This is a genomic window from Pseudoalteromonas sp. TAP-3C (assembly GCF_059888565.1).
Map to the genome: position 1 here is coordinate 1491084 of NZ_CM187618.1, position 26896 is coordinate 1517979.

Annotated in this window: 20 protein-coding genes and 3 pseudogenes; 15 read left to right on the top strand and 8 right to left on the bottom strand. The window is 39.1% G+C overall.

Annotated elements, in window-relative coordinates:
* The first annotated feature begins 41 nt into the window (after positions 1-41).
* The gene (locus AC6H44_RS07035) at positions 42-2672 is read left to right on the top strand and encodes a glycosyl hydrolase family 18 protein (protein ID WP_500738167.1); all 2631 of its coding nucleotides are present in this window, start codon (positions 42-44) and stop codon (positions 2670-2672) included.
* A gap of 195 nt (positions 2673-2867) precedes the next feature.
* Entirely contained in the window at positions 2868-4331 is a 1464-nt protein-coding gene (locus AC6H44_RS07040; protein WP_500738168.1) for a carbon starvation CstA family protein, read from the top strand.
* A 109-nt stretch (positions 4332-4440) separates the two neighbouring features.
* Here the strand turns inward: AC6H44_RS07040 and AC6H44_RS07045 are convergent, their stop codons facing one another.
* On the bottom strand, positions 4441-4959 hold the full coding sequence (locus AC6H44_RS07045) for a TetR/AcrR family transcriptional regulator (protein ID WP_500738169.1): 519 nt from the start codon (positions 4957-4959) through the stop codon (positions 4441-4443).
* A 179-nt stretch (positions 4960-5138) separates the two neighbouring features.
* Here AC6H44_RS07045 and AC6H44_RS07050 point away from each other — a divergent pair, with 179 nt between their 5' ends.
* The 3 genes and pseudogenes from AC6H44_RS07050 to AC6H44_RS07060 all read left to right on the top strand — a co-directional run.
* A complete protein-coding gene (locus AC6H44_RS07050; protein ID WP_500738170.1) occupies positions 5139-5759 on the top strand; it encodes a glutathione S-transferase in 621 nt (206 codons plus the stop codon).
* 14 nt (positions 5760-5773) lie between these two features.
* Positions 5774-6466: a cupin domain-containing protein gene (locus AC6H44_RS07055; protein ID WP_500738171.1), complete on the top strand. Its 693-nt coding sequence runs from the start codon at positions 5774-5776 to the stop codon at positions 6464-6466.
* A pseudogene (locus tag AC6H44_RS07060) lies at positions 6450-6623 on the top strand (SpoIIAA family protein); the annotation flags it as partial. The gene AC6H44_RS07055 and the pseudogene AC6H44_RS07060, both read left to right, overlap by 17 nt.
* 36 nt (positions 6624-6659) lie before the next feature.
* Here the strand turns inward: AC6H44_RS07060 and AC6H44_RS07065 are convergent.
* From AC6H44_RS07065 to AC6H44_RS07075, 3 genes and pseudogenes are all read right to left on the bottom strand, one after another.
* Positions 6660-7603: pseudogene (locus tag AC6H44_RS07065) on the bottom strand (carbohydrate kinase family protein).
* Positions 7604-7723: 120 nt separating this feature from the next.
* Positions 7724-10117 (bottom strand): annotated as a pseudogene (locus AC6H44_RS07070) (TonB-dependent siderophore receptor).
* A gap of 164 nt (positions 10118-10281) precedes the next feature.
* Positions 10282-11511: an MFS transporter gene (locus AC6H44_RS07075; RefSeq protein WP_500738172.1), complete on the bottom strand. Its 1230-nt coding sequence runs from the start codon at positions 11509-11511 to the stop codon at positions 10282-10284.
* A 175-nt stretch (positions 11512-11686) separates the two neighbouring features.
* On the opposite strand from AC6H44_RS07075, the gene gtfA reads away from it, so the two are divergent.
* Positions 11687-13162 (top strand): sucrose phosphorylase, encoded by a 1476-nt coding sequence (gene gtfA, locus AC6H44_RS07080; RefSeq protein WP_500738173.1) that lies wholly within the window; start codon positions 11687-11689, stop codon positions 13160-13162.
* Positions 13163-13226: 64 nt separating this feature from the next.
* Here the strand turns inward: gtfA and AC6H44_RS07085 are convergent, their stop codons facing one another.
* Positions 13227-14258 carry a LacI family DNA-binding transcriptional regulator gene (locus tag AC6H44_RS07085; RefSeq protein ID WP_500738174.1) on the bottom strand — a complete coding sequence of 344 codons (1032 nt, stop codon included), beginning with the start codon at positions 14256-14258 and terminating at the stop codon, positions 13227-13229.
* An 81-nt stretch (positions 14259-14339) separates the two neighbouring features.
* Positions 14340-15233, bottom strand: a complete 894-nt coding sequence (locus AC6H44_RS07090; RefSeq protein ID WP_500738175.1) for an AraC family transcriptional regulator — start codon at positions 15231-15233, stop codon at positions 14340-14342.
* A 192-nt stretch (positions 15234-15425) separates the two neighbouring features.
* Here AC6H44_RS07090 and exaC point away from each other — a divergent pair, with 192 nt between their 5' ends.
* Positions 15426-16946, top strand: coding sequence for an acetaldehyde dehydrogenase ExaC (gene exaC, locus AC6H44_RS07095; RefSeq protein WP_500738176.1), 1521 nt, complete (start codon positions 15426-15428; stop codon positions 16944-16946).
* A 230-nt stretch (positions 16947-17176) separates the two neighbouring features.
* On the opposite strand, the gene AC6H44_RS07100 is transcribed toward exaC, so the two are convergent.
* Positions 17177-17449: a hypothetical protein gene (locus tag AC6H44_RS07100; RefSeq protein ID WP_500738455.1), complete on the bottom strand. Its 273-nt coding sequence runs from the start codon at positions 17447-17449 to the stop codon at positions 17177-17179.
* 357 nt (positions 17450-17806) lie between these two features.
* Here AC6H44_RS07100 and AC6H44_RS07105 point away from each other — a divergent pair, with 357 nt between their 5' ends.
* From AC6H44_RS07105 to AC6H44_RS07125, 5 genes are all read left to right on the top strand, one after another.
* Complete coding sequence (locus AC6H44_RS07105; protein ID WP_500738177.1) at positions 17807-18628, top strand: hypothetical protein; 822 nt, start codon at positions 17807-17809, stop codon at positions 18626-18628.
* A 474-nt stretch (positions 18629-19102) separates the two neighbouring features.
* A complete protein-coding gene (locus AC6H44_RS07110; protein ID WP_500738178.1) occupies positions 19103-19642 on the top strand; it encodes a fimbrial protein in 540 nt (179 codons plus the stop codon).
* Positions 19643-19996: 354 nt separating this feature from the next.
* On the top strand, positions 19997-20560 hold the full coding sequence (locus AC6H44_RS07115; protein WP_500738179.1) for a fimbrial protein: 564 nt from the start codon (positions 19997-19999) through the stop codon (positions 20558-20560).
* A 62-nt stretch (positions 20561-20622) separates the two neighbouring features.
* Entirely contained in the window at positions 20623-21189 is a 567-nt protein-coding gene (locus AC6H44_RS07120; protein ID WP_500738180.1) for a fimbrial protein, read from the top strand.
* An 84-nt stretch (positions 21190-21273) separates the two neighbouring features.
* Positions 21274-21789 carry a fimbrial protein gene (locus AC6H44_RS07125; RefSeq protein ID WP_500738181.1) on the top strand — a complete coding sequence of 172 codons (516 nt, stop codon included), beginning with the start codon at positions 21274-21276 and terminating at the stop codon, positions 21787-21789.
* A gap of 9 nt (positions 21790-21798) precedes the next feature.
* On the opposite strand, the gene AC6H44_RS07130 is transcribed toward AC6H44_RS07125, so the two are convergent.
* Complete coding sequence (locus tag AC6H44_RS07130) at positions 21799-22101, bottom strand: hypothetical protein (RefSeq protein WP_500738182.1); 303 nt, start codon at positions 22099-22101, stop codon at positions 21799-21801.
* A 130-nt stretch (positions 22102-22231) separates the two neighbouring features.
* Between AC6H44_RS07130 and AC6H44_RS07135 the strand changes: the two genes are divergently transcribed.
* The 3 genes from AC6H44_RS07135 to AC6H44_RS07145 are packed head-to-tail and all read left to right on the top strand — an operon-like array spanning position 22232 to position 26894.
* A complete protein-coding gene (locus AC6H44_RS07135) occupies positions 22232-23017 on the top strand; it encodes a fimbrial biogenesis chaperone (RefSeq protein ID WP_500738183.1) in 786 nt (261 codons plus the stop codon).
* 5 nt (positions 23018-23022) lie between these two features.
* Positions 23023-25488 carry a fimbria/pilus outer membrane usher protein gene (locus AC6H44_RS07140; RefSeq protein ID WP_500738397.1) on the top strand — a complete coding sequence of 822 codons (2466 nt, stop codon included), beginning with the start codon at positions 23023-23025 and terminating at the stop codon, positions 25486-25488.
* Entirely contained in the window at positions 25479-26894 is a 1416-nt protein-coding gene (locus AC6H44_RS07145; protein WP_500738184.1) for a fimbrial protein, read from the top strand. The genes AC6H44_RS07140 and AC6H44_RS07145 overlap by 10 nt, the downstream gene beginning before the upstream one ends.
* Positions 26895-26896 lie beyond the last annotated feature (2 nt).

Genomic DNA, 26896 nt, shown 5'->3' on the forward strand with positions numbered 1-26896 from the left:
ACTTATTAAATAATTACATTAATAATGGATAAGAGAGAAATATGAATATCAAACAGTTAACCGCAGCCATTGGTGTTGCTTTATTTGCAGGCACAGTGTCTGCTGCGCCATCTACACCAAGCATCAACTGGGAGCCACAACAATATTCGTTTGTTGAAGTGGACTTAGAAGGAAACGGTTCTTATAAACAACTTGTTACCCGAGTTGAGCAAGTTGCTATCAACATTCAATGGAGTGCGTGGAGTGGCGACGGTGGTGACAGCTACAAAGTTTACTTTGATGATATGTTGGTAAATGAAGGCACACTTGCAGCAGGTTCTAAGAGCGGGACTATTTCTTTCCCGTATGATAAAGCGGGTCGCCATACATTATATGTAGAACTATGTGAAGGCGGTACTACCTGCGCGCGTAGTGCTGGTAAACCCATTGTAATTGCTGATACCGACGGCGGCCATTTAGCGCCATTGCCTATGGATGTTGACCCTAATAACCGTGATATTGGCATTAAGCAAGGCTTAGTAACCGGTGCGTATTTTGTTGAGTGGGGTATTTACGGACGTGATTATGATGTGACAAATATCCCAGCTCAAAACTTAAGCCACATTTTATATGGCTTTATTCCAATTTGTGGTGAAAATGCATCATTAACGGGTGGTCCTAAGCAAGCACTAGATACAGCCTGTGCGGGCTCTGCTGATTATGAAGTGGTTATTCACGATCCGTGGGCGGCGGTACAAAAAGCATTACCAGGTGTGGACGCGACCGATCCAATCCGTGGTACGTACTCACAATTAATGGCGCTGAAACAGCGTTATCCCGACCTGAAAATCTTACCATCAGTGGGCGGTTGGACATTATCAGACCCATTCGGTGGTTTTACTAATAAAGCTAACCGCGACACCTTTGTAGCGTCAATGGAAGAGTTTTTAAGAACCTGGAAATTTTACGATGGTGTTGATATTGACTGGGAATTTCCCGGTGGTGATGGCCCTAACCCTGATATTGGCGATCCAATCAACGATGGCCCAGCTTATGTGGCATTAATGCAAGAGCTGCGCGTTATGCTTGATAAGCTTGAAGCTGAAACTGGCCGTACTTATGAGCTAACATCAGCGATTGGTGCAGGTTACGATAAAATTGAAGATGTTGACTACCAAGCGGCTAGCCAATATATGGATTACATCTTCGCCATGACTTATGATTTTTACGGTGCATGGAGCGGCGTAACGGGGCATCAAACGGCACTATACTGCGGTGAGCACATGAGCGCAGGCCAATGTAATGGTACTGGCCTTGATGAAAATGGTGAGCCACGTAAAGGCCCAGCATACACGACAGATAATGCTGTTCAGCTACTACTAGCGCAAAATGTACCCTCTAAGAAGATCGTTGTTGGTACTGCTATGTATGGCCGTGGTTGGGAAGGTGTTTATCCGACAGGCACCACCATTGATGGCAACCCAATGACAGCAACCGGCTCAGGCCCGTTAAAAGGGTCAACAGCACAAGGCGTGTGGGAAGACGGTGTTATTGATTATAAAGGTATTAAAACGCATATGATTGGTGCTGCAGGCACCGGCGTAAATGGTTTTGAAGTTGGTTACGATAATCAAGCGCAAGCAGCTTATGTATGGAACCGCTCAACCGGTAAACTAATCACATACGATAGCCGTGAATCAGTACTTGCTAAAGGTGCTTACGTTAATCAGCATAACTTAGGTGGTTTATTTGCTTGGGAAATTGACGCTGACAACGGTGATATCTTAAATGCAATGCATGATGGTTTAGGTGGAGTTGTTACACCGCCAAGTAATAAAAAACCTGTGTTATCAGTATCAAGCTCTGTAACCGTTAACGCTGGCGAAAGTGTGTCTGTCAGTGCTTCAGCAACAGATGCCGATAATGACCCACTGACGTTTAGTTGGACTGTATCACCTGAATTAACGGTATCTGGTAGTGCAACAAATACATTGGCAATTACAGCACCTAACGTAACCCAAGACAGCCAGTTTACGGCAACAGTTAGTGTTACTGATGGTAAAGCGACAGTAAGCCAAAATGTGGTAGTTAATGTTATTGCTCCTACATCTGGTGGCGACAACACGGCTCCTGTTGTTGATGCAATTGCTGATATCACAATCGAAGAAGGTGCTTCTGCAAGCGTCGCTGTTATTACTGCTGATGCACAAAATGATGCATTAATTTACACGTGGAATGTACCTGCTGGGCTTACATTAACAGGCAGTGGTGCAAATGTGAGCCTAACAGCTGACGCAGTTGATGTGAATACTAACGTGACTGTCTCTGTTGTGGTAAGTGATGGTCAACTTGCAACCACACAAAGCTTTACGGTTACTGTGACTAACACTGATACTACAACGCCTCCTACAGGCATATGGGATGCGGGCCAAGTATATGTTGGTGGCGATACAGTTGTTTATAACGGCGTTACATACAAAGCAAAGTGGTGGACACAAGGTGACCGTCCAGACTTAGGCGGTGTATGGGAAGCAACAACAGAGCCCGGCGATGATACAGACTTAGTCGTTTGGCAGGCAAGTGCCGTATATAATGCGGGTGATGAAGTTTTACACCAAGGTAATAAATATCAAGCTAAATGGTGGACTCAAGGTAATGAGCCCGGCGTAGCAGATGTATGGCAAGCACGTTAAGTATTGTTTATTCTTGAGGGGAAAAGCAGCTAATAAGCTGCTTTTTTTATACTTTTATAAATTAAAAGCCAAGAGTGTTAGCCAAACGTCTTATTGTTGACTACTTTTTCATATGCTACTTTCAACTGTTATTTTAAGAAGTGGGGCTGCAAAATTGCGCTCTGTAACACTCATACAAAAAGAGAAGCGTGCTTTATGATTATCTTTTTTATTTGCCTTACCATTTTAATATTAGGCTATAAGTTTTACAGCCCGTTTGTTGAAAAGCAAGCGGGTATGGACTCAACCGTCGAAACACCACAAAAGCGTTTTAGCGAAGGTGTTGACTATGTTGCTATTCATCCTGTTCGTGCATTTTTAATTCAGTTTCTGAATATTGCTGGGGTAGGGCCTATATTCGGGCCTATTTTGGGGGCGTTATATGGCCCTGTAGCACTGGTTTGGATTGTGTTAGGTAACGTTTTAGGCGGTGCCGTACATGACTTTTTCTCAGGTGTAATGAGTATAAAAGAAGATGGTAAAAGCCTCCCTGAAATTGCTGGGCACTATTACAATGTAGTCTTCAAAGGATTTATGCTTATATTCACAGCCATGCTGTTATTTTTTGTCGGTGTGGTATTTATTATGAGCCCTGCTGGATTACTCAGCAACTTAGATTTTTTTGAAGGGACTATTTTAGCAAATAACACTTTTTGGGTTTTAGCTATACTAGCCTACTATTTCTTAGCTACACTACTTCCTATTGATAAAATTATAACTCGTTTTTACCCGATTTTTGGTCTGTTGATGATAGTAATGACCGTGGCTATTGCTATCTCACTGCTAATTAACGCACCACACTTACCAGTAGCAGGTGACTTTTTAGCGTATTTTGAAGCCGATCATGCTCACGACTTTTTGACCCCAAATCCAGATGGATTACCTACTTGGCCGTTATTGTTCATCACCATTACTTGCGGTGCAATTAGTGGTTTTCACTCTACCCAAGCACCTATTATTGCCCGCTGTTTAACTAATGAAAAATATGTACGCCCAGTGTATTACGGCGCAATGATGTGTGAAGGCATTGTAGGTTGTGTATGGGCTTTAGCGGGCATAGCAGCGTTCCCAGAGGGCTATGCAGGTTTGAAATCTATGCTAGATTTAGGTGGCCCAGGCTTGGTGGTTAATCACATAGCAAATAGTTATTTAGGTGTTTTTGGTGGCATTATGGCGATTATTGCTGTGGCTGTGTTCCCAATTACCTCTGGTGATACCGCGTTTCGATCATTGCGTTTAACCGTGGTTGATGCGTTTAGTATTCCGCAAAGTTTGCGTAATCGTTTATTGTTAGCAATCCCTATTTTAACCATTGCCTACTTTATGACTAAGCTCGACTTCTCTGTTATTTGGCGTTATTTTGCATTTTCAAACATGCTGCTTTCTACCAGTGTGTTATGGCTTGCAACTAAGTACTTATTTGACCGTGGTACATTTCACTGGATTGCCAGTGTCCCTGCGGTTATTGCTACAGCGGTTACTTTATCGTATATCATGACTGCGGCTATAGGATTAAATCTATCGAGTGATTTAGGTAAACCTATTGGGGTAGTAGTGGCGGTCATAGGGTTTATTATGTTAGCTTTTGTGCATTCAAAGCACAAAACGCGTGCAGCTTAATAAATAGTAATACTAATAATATAAAAGCGAGCTTGATGTAGGCTCGCTTTTTTTACGTTTAATTCAGTTGTAAACTTAGGGAAGTAACGTCATAAAATGCTCAGACTAACTAAAAGGTAGCTTGCTCAAAATAGCGCATATCGTCAAGGGTTTTGCTGATCATCATTGCGCCTTCTAATAAGCTTATTGTTTGAATAGCGGCTCGTTCAGGGTTTGGTTCTGCATTTATTTTGTGTGCTTGAATTAACCACGCTATGTTTTTTGTGAAAAAACGTTTTACTTCAACACGTACCTTATCGGGTAGACTATCACTTTGTGCGCCAAGTAAACCACACAAACACATCTTTTTATCTATGATCAACGCGTTTCTAAATAATTGAGTATAAATATCAATAGGATTTTTACCGTTTGCTTTATGTACCTCCGGTTCGCCAAGCACAGTGATAAAGGCATCAGTGTATTGATGCGCAAGCTCTGCACCTAAATCAGCTTTAGTCGGAAAATGATAATGCACACTCGCACTTTTAATACCAATTTCATTCGCCAACTCTCTAAAGCTAAAATTGCTATAGCCACCAAGTCTAACCTTATTTTCTGCTGCTTTTAACAACGCTGCTTTTTTTGTCATTTTAAAATTTCCTTCATATCGCTGCAAAAAATTATCAACCAGTAGGTAGTTATTTTCAAGCTCTTTTATTTTTAGTTTGCAAAGATCGAGATCTTAATATAAATTACCTATCAGTAGGTAGGTAATTTGTTCTTGCCAGTATTAACTCAAACTGTGATTAAAAATATAAAGAGATAATTATGAAAATTTATGATGTAGAAAACTTTCCTAATCCATTGCGGGTATGTATTGCGCTTGCTGAAAAAAAAGCGACTGATAAAGTAGAGTTTGTTGCTGTCGATTTATTAAATGGTGAGCACCGCACTAAGGCTTTTTTAGCTAAAAACCCCTTAGCAGGCGTACCTGTTTTAGAGCTAGATGATGGAACGTTCATAGCAGAATGCACGGCGATTACTGAATATATTGATACCGTTTTTGCTGGCCCTTCATTAACCGGTGTTGAGGCAAAAGAACGCGCGGTGATTAATATGATGCAAAAGCGTGCGGAGTCAATGGTACTTGATGCTGTCGCCACTTACTTTCATCATGCAACGGATGGTTTAGGCCCAGCGCTTGAAACCTATCAAAATGTTGCTTGGGGAGAAAAGCAAGGTGAAAAAGCGCGCCAAGGCTTTGTTTATTTTAATAGCGTATTAGCCAACTCTGCTTATGTTGCCGGTGAGAATTTCAGTGTTGCAGATATTACTTTGTACGCCGGTCTGGTGTTTGCAGACTTTGCAAAAATAGCTATTCCTAGTGAGCTATCACATTTAATAGCATGGCAAGAAAAGGTCGCTCAGCGTCCAAGTATTGCTGTTTAGGTATGGAGCCAAATATGAAAATTGCAGCTGATTTTAGCGAACGTGTTGTTGTACATAGCGAATCGTTAGAATGGATTGCCTCACCGATGGCGGGTGTTGATAGGCGTCCACTTGATAGAGTGGGCGATGAGGTTGCACGCGCAACCAGCATTGTACGTTATGCGCCAAATAGCCATTTTTCTGCCCATACACATACCGGCGGTGAAGAATTTATTGTGCTTGAAGGTGTCTTTCAAGATGAACATGGTGATTTCCCCAAGGGCGCTTATATTCGTAATCCGCCTGAGTCAAAACATACACCAAGCTCTGAAAACGGGTGCGTTATATTTGTAAAATTATGGCAGTTTCAGCCAGAGGACACAGAGCATGTTCGCTTGCAAACTAATACAATGCGCGGTGTTCCTCACCCTGAGTTTAGCAATGTAAATGTAGCTTCTCTTTATAAAGACGCCTTTGAAGAGGTGAGTATTTTAGCATTTTCAGCTAACAGTGAAATAGCGTTAAACGCCATTGGTGGAGGCGAGCTTTTAGTACTTGAGGGCTCGCTTGAAGAGCAGGGCGATACATTAGTAAAGCACAGCTGGTTAAGAGTGCCGCCTAACAGCGAAATTAAAGCAACAGCAGGCAGTGAAGGAGCCAGAGTTTGGCTTAAAATCGGTCATTTAACAGATGTTGAAAATCAAATAGCACGGCTTAAAACACAATAAAGAGTTTAAAAAAATAGCCATATACGGCAACAAAGACTGGCAATCAACCATCGCTAAATTAGGCAGTTGGTTTGTATCAGGTGAAATTCAATATTTTGAGAACGCCACTGCGGCTTTAGAATGGTTAAAAAGTAATGATGAACAAGCGGATGCTTAAATAAAGGCCATAATCGGCCTTTATTTTTAAAGTATTTTATACCTCTTGAAGTGTAGGTAATGCCGGAAAAGCCCCCTTGGCTAAGCAGGCTTTAGAGCCACAGCGCAAACCAAAACTTAAAGCGTGTTTTACTAGATGCTCATTATTAATTTTTTCGATGAGCGGGCTATTTTCATCGATGTGATTTAAATAATATAACACGCCTGCAATAAACGCATCACCAGCACTGGTAGTATCCACAGCATTAATGATTGGCGCCGATTCGTTTAATATAACGCCTTATGGTAAACCGTTGCAGGTGCAGGGCCATCGGTTAAAAATACCAATTTAACACCTGTATCGAAAATAGATTGTAAGTAATCATCAGGTGCTTGCTGTGTTTGCTCAGCTAAAAAGTTCAGCTCATCACGCGATAGCTTAACAATATCGCAATAGGCATAACACGCATGTACATTGTGTTCAATGTCATTGCTATTTTGCCACAAGCTATAGCGTAAATTTACATCAAAGCTAACGAGTTTATGGTTATTTTTAGCCAGCTTTAAAGCACACACGGTGGTGTTTGCAATGGCTGGATTGGTTAACGTGTTTGAACAAAAGTGTAGGGTACTCAATTCATCCCATTTGATATGGTTTAAATGTTCGCTCGTTAACAGTAAGTCGGCGGTATTGTGACGATAAAAATTAAAGCTGCGTTCACCTTTTTCATCTAAACTCACAATAACCATAGCCGTTTGAGAGCCTTTAATCGTAAATAAGTATTCTGTACTTACCTTATATTGTGCAAGCGCATTGCTTAATTGTTTAGCGAAATAGTCATCGCCGATACCGCCACAAAAAGCAGCCTTGCCGCCTAACTTTGCATAACCTACCGCTACATTGGCAGAGGCACCTCCTGCAATGGGCAAATAAGCACTGTTTTGAGAATCTTGTGGCAGCATATCAATAAGCAGCTCGCCGAGGCTAAGTAATTTGGTCATAGTGTAAATCCTAAAAAACCTAGCAGAGCTAGGTCAAAATTCAAGGGAGAATTATTAAAACTAATTAGTGTAACAATCGCTGAACAAACAAAGCTTCAGCAATTGTTACACTAAAAATGGTTAGTTAAACGCGTATTTAAGCGTTATTGATGTTGTGCGGCCATTAATAGTACGGGCGCGAATAATGTTATTATCTGGAATTGAGCCTTCTTCAGCTTCTGTAATACCTACCGTATCGAATAAGTTATTTACATTAAGTGCAATATTGAGGTTTTCAGATAAATCGTAACTTACAAAGCCATTTACTTGAGTGTAACCGTCAAATTTAAGGTCGTTATTGTCTTGAGCGTAAGCATCAGTAGTACCAATAAAGTTGACACCGGCAGCACCTTTATTAAAGCTATAACGCGCCATTAAAGAGTAGATTAAATCAGCTTGGCGGCGTGGCGTATTACCTACCACTTCAGGGGTAAGTGCATCTTTAGCAATTTCTGCATCTGTCCATGTTAAGTTACCACGAAAATCCCATGCATCGATGAAGTAAGTTGATTCAATTTCAATCCCTTTTGCTTCGTACTCACGGTCGAAAAAGGTTTGCGATGTGGCTTCAAAGTTTTGCTCTTCTGTTTCTGCATAAAACGCTGTTGCAAAAACTGAGAGTGAATCAAAACGTTTTTTAACACCAAACTCATACTGGTTTACTTCATCAACGGCATCTTCATCAGCAACCGAACCGTCAGCGCGTACTTTACCAAATAGAAGTCGGTCAGCATTTGCGCGGCCACCTTTACTCAATCGTGCAAATGTAGCAAGGCTTGAATCTATTTGGTAGTTAGCCCCAATTGAATAGGATGCATAATCCCAATCGTAATTTACTGGGCTAGCATTTGCGGTATCAATGCCTGCTACATTTTGCTCAGGAACTGAAATCACTCCGTCGCGATTCATATCGACTGTTGAGGTAACGGCACCTGCATAGTTGCCGCGTGCTTCACCACTATCGTAACGAGCACTTGCATCAATACTTACATCACCCACTTTTGTTGAAAATGAAACGTATGGGGCGCGGGTATCGTATTCTGTATCGTAATCACGCTGACAACAGTTACCCTAAAAAGGCGTTCCGTATGCATATAGCCCATTTTCAGAAAACTCTGTACCATCGGCAGCTGTTACATTTAGTAGCGCAGCATTATCGCCCTTAAGCTCCATTAGGTAAGAGTTCCATAACCACGACATGGCAATATTTTGCGTTGAAGCATAGTAACCAAACGTAACGCTTGTATCATCGCTTAGTGACTTAGTTAGTTTGAAGTCGTTCACAATAGAGTCAAAGTCGTTCATTGTGACGTCAAACGTATGAATACGCATGGCTAAATCGTCATTAAATGCAGCCCCGGTATTTGCATTACTAAGCGTTGCACCTGCGCCGCCAATACTTTGTGCAATAGCTGATGCATCGCCAACTTCAGCTGGGATCAACGAATTAAAATTACCGCTTACAGATGATTTACGAAAACGGTTTTCAATACGCCAGTCGTTATCTAAGTCAAATACGGCTTCAAAACCCACTGAGTCAACTTGCGGGTTCATGCCATCGCGAATATCGCCGCTACTAATTTGATTTTCGCCATTTAAACGCACTGTTTTAGTAAATAATGCCGAATGCGGGGTGTCAGATTGTGCGTCAAACCCTGGGATTGAGTCACCATTTGCATACATTGGCATCGGTAAGTAGCCCACGCTTTTGTCATCTAAATGTTTGTAATAAAGACGCACGTAACCATTGTCAAAGTCTTTGGTAAGGTTGGCTTTAATTTGCCCACCTTTATTTGATGTGTAACCTGTTTCACGCGGACCTTCACCTTGGCGCACAAAACCACCAACATGAAAGCGTACAGTGTCATTTAAATATGTGCCGTATTCAAAGTCTGTACGAATAGTGTCGTAATCAAGGCCCAGTGTTGTAGAGACACTGCCTGATTCGTTTTCACCATTTTTAGAAATAAAGTTAATTATGCCGCCCGGAGCATTACTTGCTGCAGTCGAGGCCGAACCACCACGAATTGATTCGATAGTTTGTACGGTATTATCTAGGCGCATAAATATATCAGCGTTACCAAAAGCAATATCACCGTATTGCATAACGGGTAAGCCGTCTTCTTGTAATTGTAAAAACTTAGCACCACCAGAGGCTACAGGTAAGCCGCGCACAGCAATGTTTGCGTTACCTTCACCGCCGGTTGATTCTGAGCGTACGCCCGGAATAATTCTAAACGCTTCAGCAGTTGAACGCGGTGTCGATACTTCAACTTGCGCAAGCGATAAACTGCTCACTGATGAGCTTGATGCCATAATGGTTGTACGGCGGGGTACACCGGTTACAACAATAGTCTCAAGCCCTTTGTTAGCTTGCGCTTGTGTGTTTTGCTCTTCTTGTTGTGCATAAGCGCCTTGGCTAACAGCCAGTGCTATAGCACTCATTAAATATAAAGGTGTGTTGTGTGTTGTCATGTGTACGCCTCGTTTTATATGCCCGAAGGGAATGTTATCTTTACTTAATCGATTAAGTAAAAATAACAAAGTTTTTACAATAAGCAAATTGTTTTGTTAATAGTTCGCTGCTTTTTTTCTCAGGTATTGATTTTTATGGTATTTTTATAGCATTAATTTTTTATTTAATCAGCTATCCGGTTGCTCTCTTGTAAAGCATTGGCTGATGGGTCACGGAAATAGTTAAACAGCATCGCTAAAAATAAAATAATGGCAAAGCCGGTTGCAAGATAAAAACCATAACGTACATGACCAAAATAATCGCTGATCATACCCATAAATAAAGGCGCTAAGGCGGCTGAAAGTGCAGTGAAAAATAATATAACCCCGGCTACTGCGCCGTGTTGGTGTACAGGAAAACACGATATTCCTTTAGAATTTAAAGTAGGGTAAACCATCGACATAAATAACCCTGAAAGCGGCAATAAACCAACAGCCCAATCAACGCCACCGACTAAAGTACCCACATAACACAATGCAATACCTAAACTTAAGTAAGCCATAACACCTTGCCAGCTATAGCGGTTTAATAACCACACAGCAATAAAACGCCCTGCGGCACGCAGTATAAAAAATATGGTGAGTGCATAGGTTGCCAAAAGAGGCCAAGAGCCCGTGTAGTCTTTTAGCAATGTCGGCATCCATACGTAAATGGCAACCTCGGTTGCAACATAAAGCGCAATGGCGAGCGAAAAGCCTAGCGCATAAGGGTCTTTAATCATTTTCATGGTGGTAGCAAGTGAGGCAGGTTTTTCAGTGTTTTTAACAACGCTTGGATACTCTGCACGCCACGCTAAAAACGCTAAAATTAAGCACATAATGCCGGCAATAATATATAAATAAGTCCAACTTACATTTTGTACCAGTAGCACACCGACTAGAGCAGGGCCTACAATGGCACCAATACCAAAAAAGCCTTCTACTTTGTTCATGGTTTTGGTGTGCTCTGCGTTGCTATGAGAAATATCGCCTAATAACGCCAAAGCGCCGGTTTTAAATAACCCAATAGCTAAGCCAATACAGCAAAGCAAAAAAACAAAAAATATAAAGCTGCTGCTAACAGCAAACAAAAAACTGCTTGCGGAAAATATTAAAAGGCCGAGCATAATCGTTTTTTTACGCCCCAAACTATCGGCCAAAAAGCCTAAAAACAATCCACTAAAAGCAATCATAGCCATAGGCGCATAGTGAAATGCACTCGCTTGGGTCATACTTAAACCAAAGTCGCTAATGAGCTCGGGAATGATCATGCCGACGGCATCGGAGGTCATGGCGAACATAAAAAACATCATATATGTGAGCCAGCGAATTTGTTGCAACGGATCGCTGCTTACGTGTGTGTGTGATTTTGTCATGTGATTTTCCTCGTTAAATGCGTTCTTAACACTCAGTAAGTCAGTCAGTTACTGATTATAGTATTAATGTCGCCACGATATTTGTATGTAAAATTTATAAAAATAACTTGTAAATTCGTACGTGCTAGTTAAAGATATAACTTAATCGATTAAGTTTCAACATGGTAATCACACAATGATGAAGAATAAAGTTCAATTGATCACATATGCTGATCGAATTACTGGCCAAGATATAAATGCACTTACCACTCTTTTACATGGCCCATTAGAGGGCGTTTTTGGTGGTGTACACTTATTGCCATTTTATAACCCAATTGATGGCAGCGATGCAGGCTTTGACCCGATTGATCATAGTGAAGTTGATTCTCGAATCGGTACTTGGAACGATATACAGGCACTCGGTAAAGACCATGATTTAATGGCCGACTTAATAGTCAATCATGTATCGGCACAATCTTTTCAGTTTCAGGATGTGCTTGCCAAAGGTAAAGCGTCAGCATTTTGGGATTTATTTTTAACCAAAGAAGACGTGTTCCCCAATGGCATGAGCGACTCTGAGCAGCAAGCTATTTACCGCCCGCGTCCGGGGAGTTGTTTTACGCCAATGCAATGCGGTGATGGTCAAACGTATGATTTTTGGACCACCTTTACCGATAATCAAATTGATATAAACGTAAAAGTAGAGGCGGGCATTGCGTATCTAAATAACGTATTGACTAAATTCTCTGCAAACAACGTTAATATTATACGTTTAGATGCTGCAGGTTACGCAATTAAGCAAGCAGGAACAAATTGCTTTATGTTAGATGAAACGTTTGGCTACTTAGATAACTTATCAAAACAAGCTAACGATTTAGGCATGGAAACCATTGCAGAAATTCATAGTCATTATCAAACACAGGTAGATATAGCTAAACGCGTTAATATGGTTTACGACTTTGCGCTGCCGCCACTGATTCTACATAGTTTGTTTAATAACAATGCTGATGCACTACTTAAATGGTTAAAAATTTCGCCGCGTAACTGCTTAACAGTTCTTGATACCCATGATGGCATAGGCATTATTGATGCAGGTCCAATGGGTAATAAACCAGGCTTATTAAATGCAGAGCAAATTGATAACCTAGTAGAAACCATGCATGCAAATAGCAATAATCAAAGCCGCCAAGCAACAGGCGCGGCAGCCAGTAATGTCGATTTATATCAAGTTAACTGTACTTATTACAATGCATTAGGCGCTAACGATTTTGATTATTTATTATCGCGGGCGATTCAATTTTTTGCACCAGGTGTACCGCAAGTCTATTATGTCGGCTTATTTGCGTGTGAAAACGATATGGCATTGTTAGCAAAAACTAATGTAGGCCGTGATATAAACCGGCCATATTTGAACGCGGCTAAAATAAATGAAGCACTCAATAAGCCGGTAGTAAAAGGGCTTATTGAGTTAATTAAAATCCGTAACGAACACAATGCATTTTCTGGCGAGTTTTCTGCTCAAGGCGGCGGAAATATTTGCTGTTTAGCATGGCAATTAGCTGATGAGTCAATTTCATTATCAATCGACTTTGAACTGCTCCAAGCGATCATTACCCAAATTAAAGGGGAGCAAGAAATTAGCGTTAATTTAAACACGTTTTTAGCTAACTAAGTTTGATAAAGTTTAAAGCAAAAATGCCATGTTAATTAACGTGGCATTTTTTATTATTGGTATTTTAACTACTGGCGCCAATTTCTAGCTGGTAACCGACTTCACATTGTTTTTCTTCTCTAGAAATAAATAAATTAGCAGCTATAACGCCTTTTTCTTGGCTGTTTTGATGAATAGTTGTGAGGCGAGGAACAAAGCGGGCAGCTTCTTCTATACCGTCAAAGCCGACAATACGCAGCGCTTTACCTACTTTTATTCCTTGTTTTATAGCCTCCCGCATTGTGGCAAGGGCAATTAAATCACTCATACATATAATCACGTTAGGGCGAGGAGAGGCTGTTAATACTTCTTTTGCAGCGATGCTCGCAAAGCGTTCGCTGCTTTCAGGAATATTCCAAATGCGGTCGTCGGCAACCGTTATATTAATTTCATTTAAGGCGCGTTGATAGCCTCGTAAACGTTGATGCGAAATAGATTGACCCGTTTCAAATTCATGATGCTCATACACACGACATAATACGTTTTCATCAAGTAATCTTAATCCTAATATGGCAACTTTGTCGTTATTGTTGTGTAAAACATGTTTGGCTATTTCGTAACTGGCCTGCTCATTATTGATGTTAATTGAGGCATTTCGGGCAATATCAAAATCAACCGTAACGACATGTTTTGACACTGTTTTTAATTGCTCAACCAGTGCTTTGTTTCGTGGGCGACCGTAACAAATAAAACCATCGACAAAATCGACAACGCTGTTGAGATTGTCGCTGTTACCTGAAAACAGTAAAATATTGATGTTATTTTTTTCAAGTACCGAGCTAACACCGCGCATAAAACTATTGGCAACAGGGTCTGATACCATGTACTCAACGCTATCAGGAAGAACTAATGCAACAATATTAAAGGTGCCACTTCGAAGTGACTGTGCCGCTTTATTAGGACCGTAATACCCCAGCTCTTTGCAAGCATTTAAAATGACTTCACGACGTTTAGCCGAAAGTTGATCAGGGCGATTGAACGCGTTTGATACCGTTGCATTAGACACGCCTAATTCATTGGCGATGCTTTTTAGGGTCCAGCGGGTAGGTTTACTCATCAGTCACTCTTACTACTTAGCTCAGTGGCAATAAATTAACATATTCGGCAGGGCAGTATAACAAAAACTGCTATATTGGCGTTAATGCCGACACGCTTTTGGTGAAATACCAAAGGTTTGCTTAAACAAGCGGCTAAAATGACTGGCGCTAGTAAAACCTAAGTCATAACACACCTTGCTTATCGCTTGGCCTTGTAACAGTAGGTTACGGGCTTTTTTTAATCTCAACTGCTGTTGCCAAAGTGCAGGGCTAGTACCAAACGCCAATTTAAATTGTTGATAAAATTTACTGCGACTCATACAGGTTATTTTACATAATGTATCTATATCGAGACTGTCGCAGAGGTGTTCCTCAATATAGTGTATCGCATCGCTAACTTTAGTTTTTAGACGCAGTTTGTCACAATTTGCCAATAATAGATCACGGCTTTGTTGCTGCAATAAGCGAGTGATCAATTCATTTAACGACAAATCAATTAAATAATGGCGTTCAGCGCTTTGCTCACTAAAGAGTTGTACCATACGTTCTAATAATTGCTGCGTTTGAGTATTGTGTTGGGTGTGCACTAAATTAGGCGTGTATTCAAATAAGGCATCATTTGCAAAGTGTTGCTGAATATTTAGCGAATTGGCAACGTGCGTTATTTTATCCGTGCTAATTTCAATCGCTAGGCAAGTTGTTGGTGAGTTTATAGAAGCTTGCGGAAAATCAATGAGTACCCCTTGCTCTGGTGCTAATACAAACGATTCGTGGGGCAAAAACGCTTTGTGGTATTGACTGCTCTCAACATGCATTATTTTTTTACCACTGAGCATGGCACAAAACAGTAATTCGTTTGAATGCAGTGCCACTTTTTGTGCGCTTTTATAGGTATCGTAAATACTTAGCTCGGAGTTATCGGCAGCAAAGGTCACTTTATTTTCAATGAGCACATCTAGTTGTTGACGTTTTTTATTTAACTGGGGTATATGCATATTCAGCCTTTTAAAATCATTTTATGTATGGACTCACAGGCCACTTTTTTGGACAGCTAATCATGTTTTTAAGTACTTAATAGGCTAATGTCAATCAGTACCGATTAAATATAAAGCATGTTGCACCATTACTCTAATAAACTTGCTTACATTTCGGCTTAGACTTTTAGCTAACAACAAGAGAGCACACACATGATTTACGCAAACCCCGGTTCAGCAGGCGCACTCATTACATTTAAGCAGCAATATGGTAACTATATTGGTGGCGAGTGGGTAGCCCCTATAAATGGCCAATACTTTGAAAATATTAGCCCTGTAAATGGCAAAGTATTTTGTAAAATTCCTCGCTCAGACAAAGACGACATAAACCTTGCGCTTGATAAAGCGCATGCCGTAAAAACGCAGTGGGGCACCACCTCAGTTGCCGAGCGCAGCAATATACTATTAAAAATTGCCGACCGTATTGAACAAAACTTGGAACTACTTGCCGTTGCCGAAACATGGGATAACGGCAAAGCTATTCGCGAAACACTGGCTGCCGATATTCCTTTGGCTGCGGATCATTTTCGTTACTTTGCCGGTTGCCTGCGTGCTCAAGAAGGTAGCATTGGTGAAATAGATGAAACCACGGTGGCGTATCATTTTCATGAGCCATTGGGTGTAGTTGGGCAAATTATTCCATGGAATTTCCCTATTTTAATGGCTGCTTGGAAACTGGCTCCTGCGCTTGCAGCAGGTAACTGTGTGGTACTTAAACCCGCTGAGCAAACCCCCGCTTCAATATTGGTGTTAATGGAAATTATTGGTGATTTATTGCCCGCAGGTGTATTAAATATAGTAAACGGTTTTGGTAAAGAAGCCGGTGAGGCACTGGCGACGAATACGCGTATCGCCAAAATTGCCTTTACAGGTTCAACGCCTGTAGGATCGCATATTTTAAAATGTGCAGCTGAGAATATTATTCCTTCTACGGTAGAGCTGGGGGGAAAATCACCAAATATTTTCTTCAGCGACGTAATGGAAAAAGACGATGCTTTTTTAGATAAGGCCATTGAAGGCGCTATCCTTGCCTACTTTAACCAAGGTGAAGTATGTACTTGCCCATCACGCTTGTTTATTCAAGAAGATATCTATGAGCAATTTATAGAGCGCATGCTAAAACGTACTAAACAAATTAAACGCGGTAATCCACTTGATAGTGAAACCATGGTGGGCGCACAAGCCTCAAAAGCGCAGTTCGATAAAATTTTAAGTTACATTGAAATTGGTAAAAAAGAAGGTGCTGAAGTTCTCACCGGCGGTAATGTTGAACAATTAAGCGATGAGTTAAACGGCGGGTATTACATTCAGCCAACGCTGTTAAAAGGCACCAACGACATGCGCGTTTTCCAAGAAGAAATTTTTGGCCCTGTTATTTCCATGTCGACTTTTAAAGATGAAGCCGAAGCGCTTGAGCTTGCTAACAGCTCAGAATTTGGTTTAGGTGCCGGTGTGTGGAGCCGTAACATGAACCGCGCTTACCACTTTGGCCGTAAAATAGAGGCAGGCCGCGTTTGGACCAACTGTTACCATATGTACCCAGCTCATGCCGCATTTGGTGGCTATAAAAAGTCAGGCATAGGCCGCGAAACACATAAGCTCGCGCTTGATCATTACCAACAAACTAAAAACTTATTAGTCAGCTACAGTGAAGATCCGCTTGGCTTCTTTTAAACAGACCAACTAATTTAGGATGATTTTTTTTGTTACTGGGAGTTAAAAAATGCGGTTTTGGCTTCAGTTGTTGTAAGGTAATTGCCCATATGGTGAGCGGTTGGTACCTGTTATACGACTTTAGCTTGTAAAGTTATCGTACTAAATCGTTGACCATGTTTTAACCCTAAACGTTAAAGGGTTGACACAGAAAAGGGCGTTCAAAATTTTGAATGCCCTCATCCTAAGCTTTAACCTTCAATAATTTCAACACTTTGATTTAACTCAACAGCTTCTTTTGTTTCCAAGAAACTGACCTGTGCTTTTTTACCTAAAGAAATTACTATTAGCCTTTCTTTTGCAATACCCCTGTTAAACAAATAATTATAAACTTGAAGGGCCCTATCAAGCATGGTGAGTAACTCTGGTATTGCGGTAATTTCATTTGTTTTACTATCAACAGCCGTTTGCCCTAGCACTAATTGGTGTTGGCAATTCCATGCACTAGCTGTAATATAATGCACTTTTTTATCTTTGGTGGTAAGCCTTCAATGTCTTCCCATCTTTGCGCGCCAGAGATTACTGCACTAATCGCTAATAAAAAATATCGATGAGTTTATGCTTTTTACAACGTTAAATGCGAGGATCTGTAATTGAATTAAAATGTTTCAGAAAAGTAGTCTTCATTTTTTTACCAAGGTTAAAATCATACCTTGATCTGATCACGACTTGATCTATAAGTTCGATTTATAATGTTCTTGCCGTGTATTAACGGACTAACCAACAAGGATGGGATCTTGTAAACAACGCTATTTCAGCGTTTACTGTTTAATTTGTATACTTAACTACCCTGATTCCATTTAAATTTAAAAGGATTTAAAATGAAAAAACACCTTAATTTATTAACGCTAATATTTGGAACATTATTAACAAGCAATGCCTTGGCAGAGAATTTCTTAACCTTAAATTATGCTGTATTCAACCATAAGTCAGGACGTATAGCAGATGTGCAAGTTAAAATAAGCGATACTCATTTACGAACAGATTATAATTTGCTTACTAATAATTCTTATACTGTAAAGCTCTCTGAGTTAACTATTATGGATGAAGGTCAGTATGTGCTTATGCATAATAAACACAGCGCTTACTTTCTCGATTACCATGTGCTGAAAAATAAAGCTAATGCGGCGCTAAAAAAAATGGCAGCGCACATGCCAGGGCTTTCTGAAGAACAAATTTATGAAATGAGTATAAACCCAGAAAATGATCCCGATTATTATATTGATTATCAAGCCTCTGCAAAAAATACCTTTAGAGGTTTTTTTGATGGTGAATATGTTCAAACGGTTAAAGTATTACCCATCCCAAATAAATTTTTATCTCAGGAACAATATAACTGGTTGCTTACACGTGCTAAGCAAGACACTCATTTTGGTAAAGCTTATGTTGAGGTACTTGAAGAACCACCAATAGAATTTATTCGCAAGTTTCATTATCAATCAGAATCATTACCTGTTGAAATTACATATGATGATTTAATTTTACGACTCGAAAGTGTTCACGATTCAAAAATTAACGAGCAAGCACTTCGTGTTGATCAAGGCATAATTAGTAAAGATGTTACGTTAGAAGTATGGGAACTTTTAAATGTGCTTAAAGACATAGCTATTGCTAAAGGCCTAATAGAGAAGGACGATAAATAGTATTTTTGATGCTTTTTTTGAACTTAGTCAAATAGACACATTCATTTCTCGGGCTATTTTTTTCGTGTTTTGTATTACTCAGGTATTTAAAATGCGCAAATAATTATTCAGTGATTCATGATCATAAAAAACCGCTGTATAAAAAATCATACAGCGGTTTTTTTAAATTAACTCAAGGCTTAGGCGTTAAATTGATTTTTGATTGTCTCAATGGCGCTATCAATATCTATCATGACATTATTATTTTTACTGTGTTTAATATTATTAAACTCAGTTGTTTACCTTATAAATTAAGGTAATAAGACGTATCCCAAATCAAAGCCGCTCATAAAACAACTCTACGTTGGTAGGAAACGACCTACATGACTTAGGGTGTAGGCCTATACCGATATATTTATGATTTATAGATAATAGCTGGGTACACAAGCAAGATGTTTCTTGCAAATTATCAACTTAAACTTCATAGGTATAAAAATGAAAAAATCAATGATTTCTGTAGCCGCTTCTTTAGTTTTCTCAACTACTTTGCTTGCATCTGCTTCTGCATCAGCTAACAACACTATAACCTTTAATGGTGAAGTTACAGATCAAACATGTTCAGTAACCGTTAATGGTAACGATGCAAACCCAGTTGTATTACTTGAAACAGTATCTGCTGCGCTGCTTAAAGAAGCCGGTTCTACAGCGGGTGCTAAAACGTTCAGTGTAGGTATCACAGGTTGTACTGCTCCACAGGCACAAGTTGATGTTACTACAGTGTTTGTAGCTAACGGTGTTACTGATAAAGGCAACTTACTTAATACAGGTGATGCTAAAAATGTAGCATTACAAATTATGGATACGGATGGTAACCCTGTTGATTTAACCTCACAGGCTAACCTAAGTGGTCTTGTATTAGAAGCCGATTCAACTTCAGCATCAGCAGAGTTTGGTGTCGCTTATATTTCTGAAAATGGTGATGCTACACCAGGTAGTGTAACTGGTGCACTACAATACTCTGTGGTTTATAACTAATTAAGTATTTTAAGCCAGAAGAAATTATCTCACTTAAATAATGTGTCTGGCGCTTGGTAGATTAAAACACTTATAGAGATCAACATGAAAAGTTAATAAAGCAGCGTTTACCCATTTTGGGGCGCTGCTTTTATCTTTTATGTAGTTCAAAAATGTTAAAGATGAAGAAAATATATTTAAGCTCAATTGTAAAACAGTGGATGGAGCCAAACCTTAATAGCGATTCTATTGTAAGGAATACCCTACAAGGCTTAAGGTCTAGTCCTATATTTAGGGTTTTACAAATAATGCATAATTAACTCAAGTTAAAGCATAGTAATGCTTATTTAATAATGAAACAAAATGGGTTAAATAATGAAAAAATCAATGATTTCTGTAGCTGCTTCTTTAGTTTTGTCATCTGCTGGTGCTCTACTAGCATCTGCTGCTTTGCTTGCATCTGCTTCGGCATCAGCTAACAACACGATAACCTTTAATGGTGAAGTTACAGATCAAACATGTTCAGTAACCGTTAATGGTAACAATGCTGACCCAGTTGTATTACTTGAAACAGTATCTGCTGCGCTGTTAAAAGAAGCCGGTTCTACTGCGGGTGCTAAAACGTTCAGTGTGGGTATCACAGGCTGTACTGCTCCACAAGCGCAAGTAGATGTCACTACAGTGTTTGTAGCTAACGGTGTTACTGATAAAGGTAATTTACTTAATACAGGTGATGCTAAAAATGTAGCATTACAAATTATGGATACAGATGGTAACCCTGTTGATTTGACCTCGCAGGCTAACTTAAGTGGGCTTGTATTAGAAGTAGGTTCCACGTCAGCATCAGCTGAGTTTGGTGTCGCTTATACTTCTGAAAGTGGTAATGCTACACCAGGAAGTGTAACGGGTGCATTACAGTATTCGGTTTCTTACAATTAACTTTTGTTTTAAACATTACATATAAATTAAATCATCTTCATATTAGAAACGGTAAAAATATAATGAATAAGTCATCTTTTGTAAAACTAACCTTAATATCTTTATTCTCTTTAAGTTCATTTTCCTCGCTAGCTGCTATGAATGATCTGGTTATTAATGGCGAACTAACTGATCAAACATGTAGCTTGCTGGTTAACGGCAGTAGTAATAAAAACCCAGTTATAACATTAGATCCTGTGCATGCTTCAAATCTAAAAGATGCAGGTTCAACGGCAGGTAGAACGAATTTCTCTATTGGAGTAACGGGCTGTGTAGCAAGTACAGAAAGTAGATCCTTATTTGTGAAATTCTATCCTTATAATGAAGGTGATTATGAAGAGGGTGGGACTACATCAATTATTGGCAATGCAGGAACTGCTAAAAATGTAGATTTACAGATACTAGGTAACTATGGTACGCCTTTAAAATTTGCAGGGGATACATATACAGACCTTAGTAGTTTTATTTCTTTAGATAAAGGTGAAACTTCTGGTTCTACAGATTATGGAGTTGAGTATATTTCTAAGCAAGGTAACGCTGCTCCGGGTAGCGTGATTGGCGCTGTTCAATATGCTGTGAGTTATAATTAGTTATTCATTTTAAATGAAACTTATTATTAATTCATTACTTTGTTCCAGTGTTATTAACCAATTAAATATTGCTAAGGTCTTAAATTGAAGAAGTTACTATTTATTTATTTTTACTTGTGTTCGTATTCTGTTACGGCTGAAGTAAACGTACTGCAATTTCTTGGCGCAACAAGTAATCAAACATGTGCAATTGAAGTTAATGGTTCTAGTAGTAACCCTGTGGTTTTATTGAAAACGGTGACGGTGGATGATTTGGTATTACCTTCCTCTTATGCTGGTGAAAAATGGTTTGAATTATCATTAAGAGATTGCATTCCATTACAGGTTGATGACGTTTATTTTACTAGATTAATAGGCAATGCTACGCAACAAGGTAATTTAACCAATGCCGCTGGTAATGCTAAAAATGTTGTTTTGCAACTACTAAATAGTAAAGAAGAGACCATTGACCTTTATCAGCCAACAGTTTTAGAAATAGACATGCCAACAGGGGCTGATAATGGACAATTAAAACTTGGGGTGCGTTATTTTTCCGAGGAGGGTAACGCAACCGCAGGGAGTGTAGTATCAAATTTACAGTATTTGGTAACTTATAATTAGAGCAGTGGCCTAGTGGTACTGAATAGTTGCCAGTAAGGTTCTATCATTTACTTTAACCTTATTAACAACTTTTATTTTTGTAGATGTCGTTTCGATAACACCTGCAGCGGTAGAAGAGGTTAAATTTGCGTAATTCAATACTTGATTATTACCACAAACCAAGCCTTTTTTATTAGCATTGCAAGTGCTTTCTACTACACTGCCAATAAATGTTATTGAACCATTACCTACAGGAGTAGATGAGTAGACATTTGTACTAAAAAGGTAACCTATTGTTATAATAGATAAAAATAAAGTTTTTAAAGCTTTCATACGATTCACCATGCATATTTTTAGTGTGGAGCTAAACTTATTATAACTCAAAAATAATAGTGTTGATCATTATTATCTGTTTTTTTAATACCAACTAACTGCTTCTGCTTGGTAAGTATAGGAAAAAAGAATGATCTTTATAATGAAAAATGTGAGAAAAATTATATTTACGGCATGTTTATATTTGTTTTTTATAGCCTCAGCTTCAGCTTCAGTTGTGCTCACAAATACACGTGTTATTTACCCGGCAAACAGTGCAGAGCATACGATTCAATTTATGAATACCGATGACTTTCCAAATATTGTTCAGCTTTGGACTGATACTGGGGATGCTCAATCTACTCCAGAGACTGCTGATGGCCCTTTTATTATTTTACCTCCAATTTTTAAGGTAAACCCAGAAAGTGGCCAGTCTGTACGCATGATTCATACCGGTGAGGGTTTACCCCAAGATAGAGAAAGCATTTTCTATTTAAACTTTTTAGTGATTCCACCAAAAATGGAAGACAACCAGGATCAAAATCAGTTATTAATTGTGTTACGTAATCGTGTGAAGATATTTTACCGTCCAGCAGGAATTAAAGACTCCTCAGGGCAGTCGGTTACAAAAATGTCAGCCAGTTTAGCTTACAACAAATATGGCGAACCCCAAAAGCTAACCCTTAAAAATGATTCTGGTTACTATATAAGTTTGTCAAACTTAAATGTTGATAAAGGGACGAATCGTTATAATTTTGGTCCAACGATGATAGCACCTTACAGTACTTTAACGGTTGACAATATATTACGCAAAGAAACTATCGCAATACAAGAGCCCACTGAAATAAACACAGCAATTCTAAGCTTTGCGTATGTTAACGACTATGGCGCTCATGTTTCTGCTACTTCTACGATTGATAATTTAACTGGGAATTAGTATTGATGTTTCCTAACTTTATAAAAATTAATTTAACTTTGTTTTTTTTATTATCAATAAAAGTACATGCAACGGACAGTCAGTTTTCATTCGATAGCTCATTGTTATTAGGCTCTAATGATGCTAACAACTTGAGTGATGTTGTTGATGGTTTGTTAAATGATTCATTGCCACAAGAAGGGCAATATAGCCTAGATATATATATAAATAATCAGTTTCACCGTCGTGAACTAGTTAGCATGATTGATAAAAATAATGAAGTTGCTCCCTGTTTCTCTGATAACTATTGGAAAGAACTCGGAGTAAGTGCCGAATATATTTTGACAATTGAAGAGGATGATTGTGCAAGTGTTCAAGGTTTAACTTTTGACCTTAATCGCTCAAATTTAAGACTTTCTCTATTTGTACCGCAAGCTTATATGGTTTCTTTACCTCGAGGATATATTAATCCTGGGCAATGGGATTTTGGAAAACCTGCGTTTTTTATTAACTATGATGCAAATTATTTTCATTCAAAACAAAAGTCTACTCAAAATAATAATGAAAATAGCAGTTTATTTACGAGTATGCGGGTTGGTGGAAACCTCGGTGGCTGGCGTTTACGTAGTCAGCTCAGTTATAGCCATACAGATTCAGGATCAAGAACACAAAGTGATTTAAATCATGTGCGCACTTATGCGCAAACAGCAATACCTTCATGGCATAGTGAGTTAACCGTAGGTCAAACTTTTACCTCAGATACTGTTTTTGATAGCTTAGGTTTTAATGGAATTGAATTGAAATCAGATATTAGGATGAGACCGCTTTCTAAACGTGGTTTTGCGCCAACAATAACTGGTATAGCAAATACAGTCGCAACTGTAACCGTATCTCAACAAGGAAGACAAATTTATCAGACGACTGTATCGCCAGGTCCATTTGAGATTAAAGATCTCTATTCTACTTATTATCAAGGTGATTTAAATGTATCGGTAGAAGAGGCAAATGGTAAGGTTGTTAATTTTATTGTTCCTTTTAATGCGGTATCAGGCTCTATTCGTCCTGGTCAATATAACTACAGTATTTCTGCTGGTAAAGTACGTTTAAGGGAAATAATTGATGAGTCTTATTTTTTACAAGGCGTATATGAAAAGGGAATTACCAACAGTTTAACTGCAAACATTGGAGTGCGGGTGGCAGAAAATTATCTGTCATCTGCGTTAGGTGTTGTTTTAGGCACACCTGTCGGTGCTTTAGGTTTGCGTTCAATATATTCACATGCAGATGTGCACGGAGAGTTATATAAAGGTTGGCGTGCCGGAGCTGATTATTCTGTAGGTTTTGACACAGGTACAACTTTAACTCTAGCCGGATATCGTTATTCTACATCGGGTTATCGTACATTAAATGACGTTGTGGCTATTAATTCTCAGCCTAATATTGATACACAAATACCTTTTAGTCAGTCAGAACGTTCTCTACTGAGCCTAAATATTAATCAGTCATTTTCAGATATGGGACAACTTTACTTTTCTGGCTCCCACACTAGCTATCGCGGTGAAAAGGAGGCGGTAACTCAAGCTCAGCTTGGTTATTCATCGCGGATAGGAAATGCAACATTAAATCTTAATTATTCTAAAATATATCAGGAGGATAGAATCGGTTCAGATGATGTAGTAAGCCTTGGTATTTCTATTCCGTTAGGAAAGAGCACTTATCCAGCATTGATGTCATTGGGTGTAACTCGAAATGACAATATAACAAGCTATCAAGCGGGATTATCTGGCCAACTAGCAGATTTGGAAAATACAACCTATGGATTGAATTATTCTTTAGATGATAATTCGACATATTCTGTGAGCTTAAACCAATTAGCTGAAAAGGCTTCTTTTGGCACCACATATAGTCAAAGTGAAAACTATAAACAGTGGGGGGCAAATATTCGCGGTGGAGCGGTTATACATTCAGGGGGCGTTAACCTTAGCCAAAGTTTAGGTGATTCATTTGCAATCGTTAAAGCGAAAGATGCTAAAGGCGTAGCTATCCGAAATACAAGAGGTGCAGCAATAGCAGGGAACGGTTATGGAATCATTAGTAATTTGTCACCTTATAGTATTAATCAAATATCACTTGATCCATCTACTATAGGTAACAAAGATGTGGAGTTGTCAGAAACACAGTTTAGATTAATACCGACGGCTGGGGCAATTTTAAGCTACGATGTTACAACTCGTCTAGGTAAAGCACTGTTAATTCAAATATATGGCGAAAAACTTCCTCCATTAGGGGCTGAGATTAAAGATGAAGATAACAACAGTATAGGTATGGTCTCACAAAGCGGCCTTGCGTATATTAGAGTATCTAAACCTTTTGGTTCTTTGTATATCCGTTGGGGAGAATCAGCAGATCAGCAATGCATATTTGACTATGATATTGCTGATAAATTAAGTAGTGATATAAATTTATTAAGGTTATCTACCACATGCAAATAATGTATTTATTAAATAAACACGCTTCTATAAAGTATATTTTAGGCTTGTTAATGTGTTTTATTTTGAATGATGCCCAAGCTGCTTTTTATGGACCGATCCCTAATTGTGTTAGAGTAGCCCACGCAGCAAGCCATCCAGCAAATAATCTTAACTCCGGTAATATATTTGGTGTACAAGCGGAATATGGCACAACAGCATTTTGGTCTGGAGCGGCAGATACTAACTATACCAATATGAGAATTCCTGATCCTAATATAACTGACACTAGCTTTCAGCCAGTTGGAACAGTACTAAGCTCTTCCGTTAAAAGTTTTTTAGAGTTCGCTGAATCTGCTAAATATTCACCAGAACAAGTTCTGTATAAATGTCCAGCGGGGACAGAAAGTGTTATTTCTGAAATGTACTCGACAAATGGTGACTATCGTTATGGTGGTTATGATGACATGGAAGTTGGACAATATTTTGGCATGCCAGGGGTTTACGCTACAAGAGTAAAAGGATTAGGATTTCGTATTACTAATCTCACTACTGGGGAGTATTTTTCTCATAATTGGAAGGCTAGGCCATTAAACGCCTTGGATAGAGATCAATATGGTAATATTTTAGTCAAAGCAAAAAATTTTAGTAATATTAAAATTGAGCTGATCAGAATTCCAGATACTCACCCTAATGGTAATAGTCATCCTAATTGGAGCGGCTTTGATGTATCAGAACAATTTAATGACCCTCAACCTATAGGTTATTTTGCCATTCGGTTGCCTCTATCAACAAACTTTAATTATTTGGAAGGACCAACACCGGGGTTAAATCATAAAAATCATTATCCAGGTTGGTACCAATACTGGCCAGCAACAATTGGGTTATATAAAAGTTTCAATACACGCAGACTACCAACATGTAAAATAAATTTTGTTACACCAACAGTCACATTTTCAAAAATTAGTGCGTCAGAGCTAAATAAAGGCTCCTATAGTAATGCCAGTTTCTCTGTATCGTATAACTGTCAATCTGGCTCTGTAGTTGGGTCAGGACACGATCAGGTTAGTATGTTTTTTTTGCCTACGGCTGCTAATTTTAAAAAAGCACAAGAGCTATTACTTGCTGAAAATGGCATGTCAACTCCCTATTTGTTGAGTGAGAACTATGATGGCCAAAGCACAGCAAAAGGGGTTGCTGTTATGTTTTTTGATCAGTCGGGTAGGCAGCTAAACTTTGCAAACCCAGATAATTATTTTTCGACACTATATAACCCGGGCAAAATAACGCCTATTGGTTCTCCTGTTGGTAATAATACATACACTATGAGCTTTGAGGCTAAATTAGGTAAATTGCCAAACAAGAGTGATATTAGCGTCACACCTGGTAAATACCATGCCACTGCACGTGTAGTGATGAGGGTTAATTAACA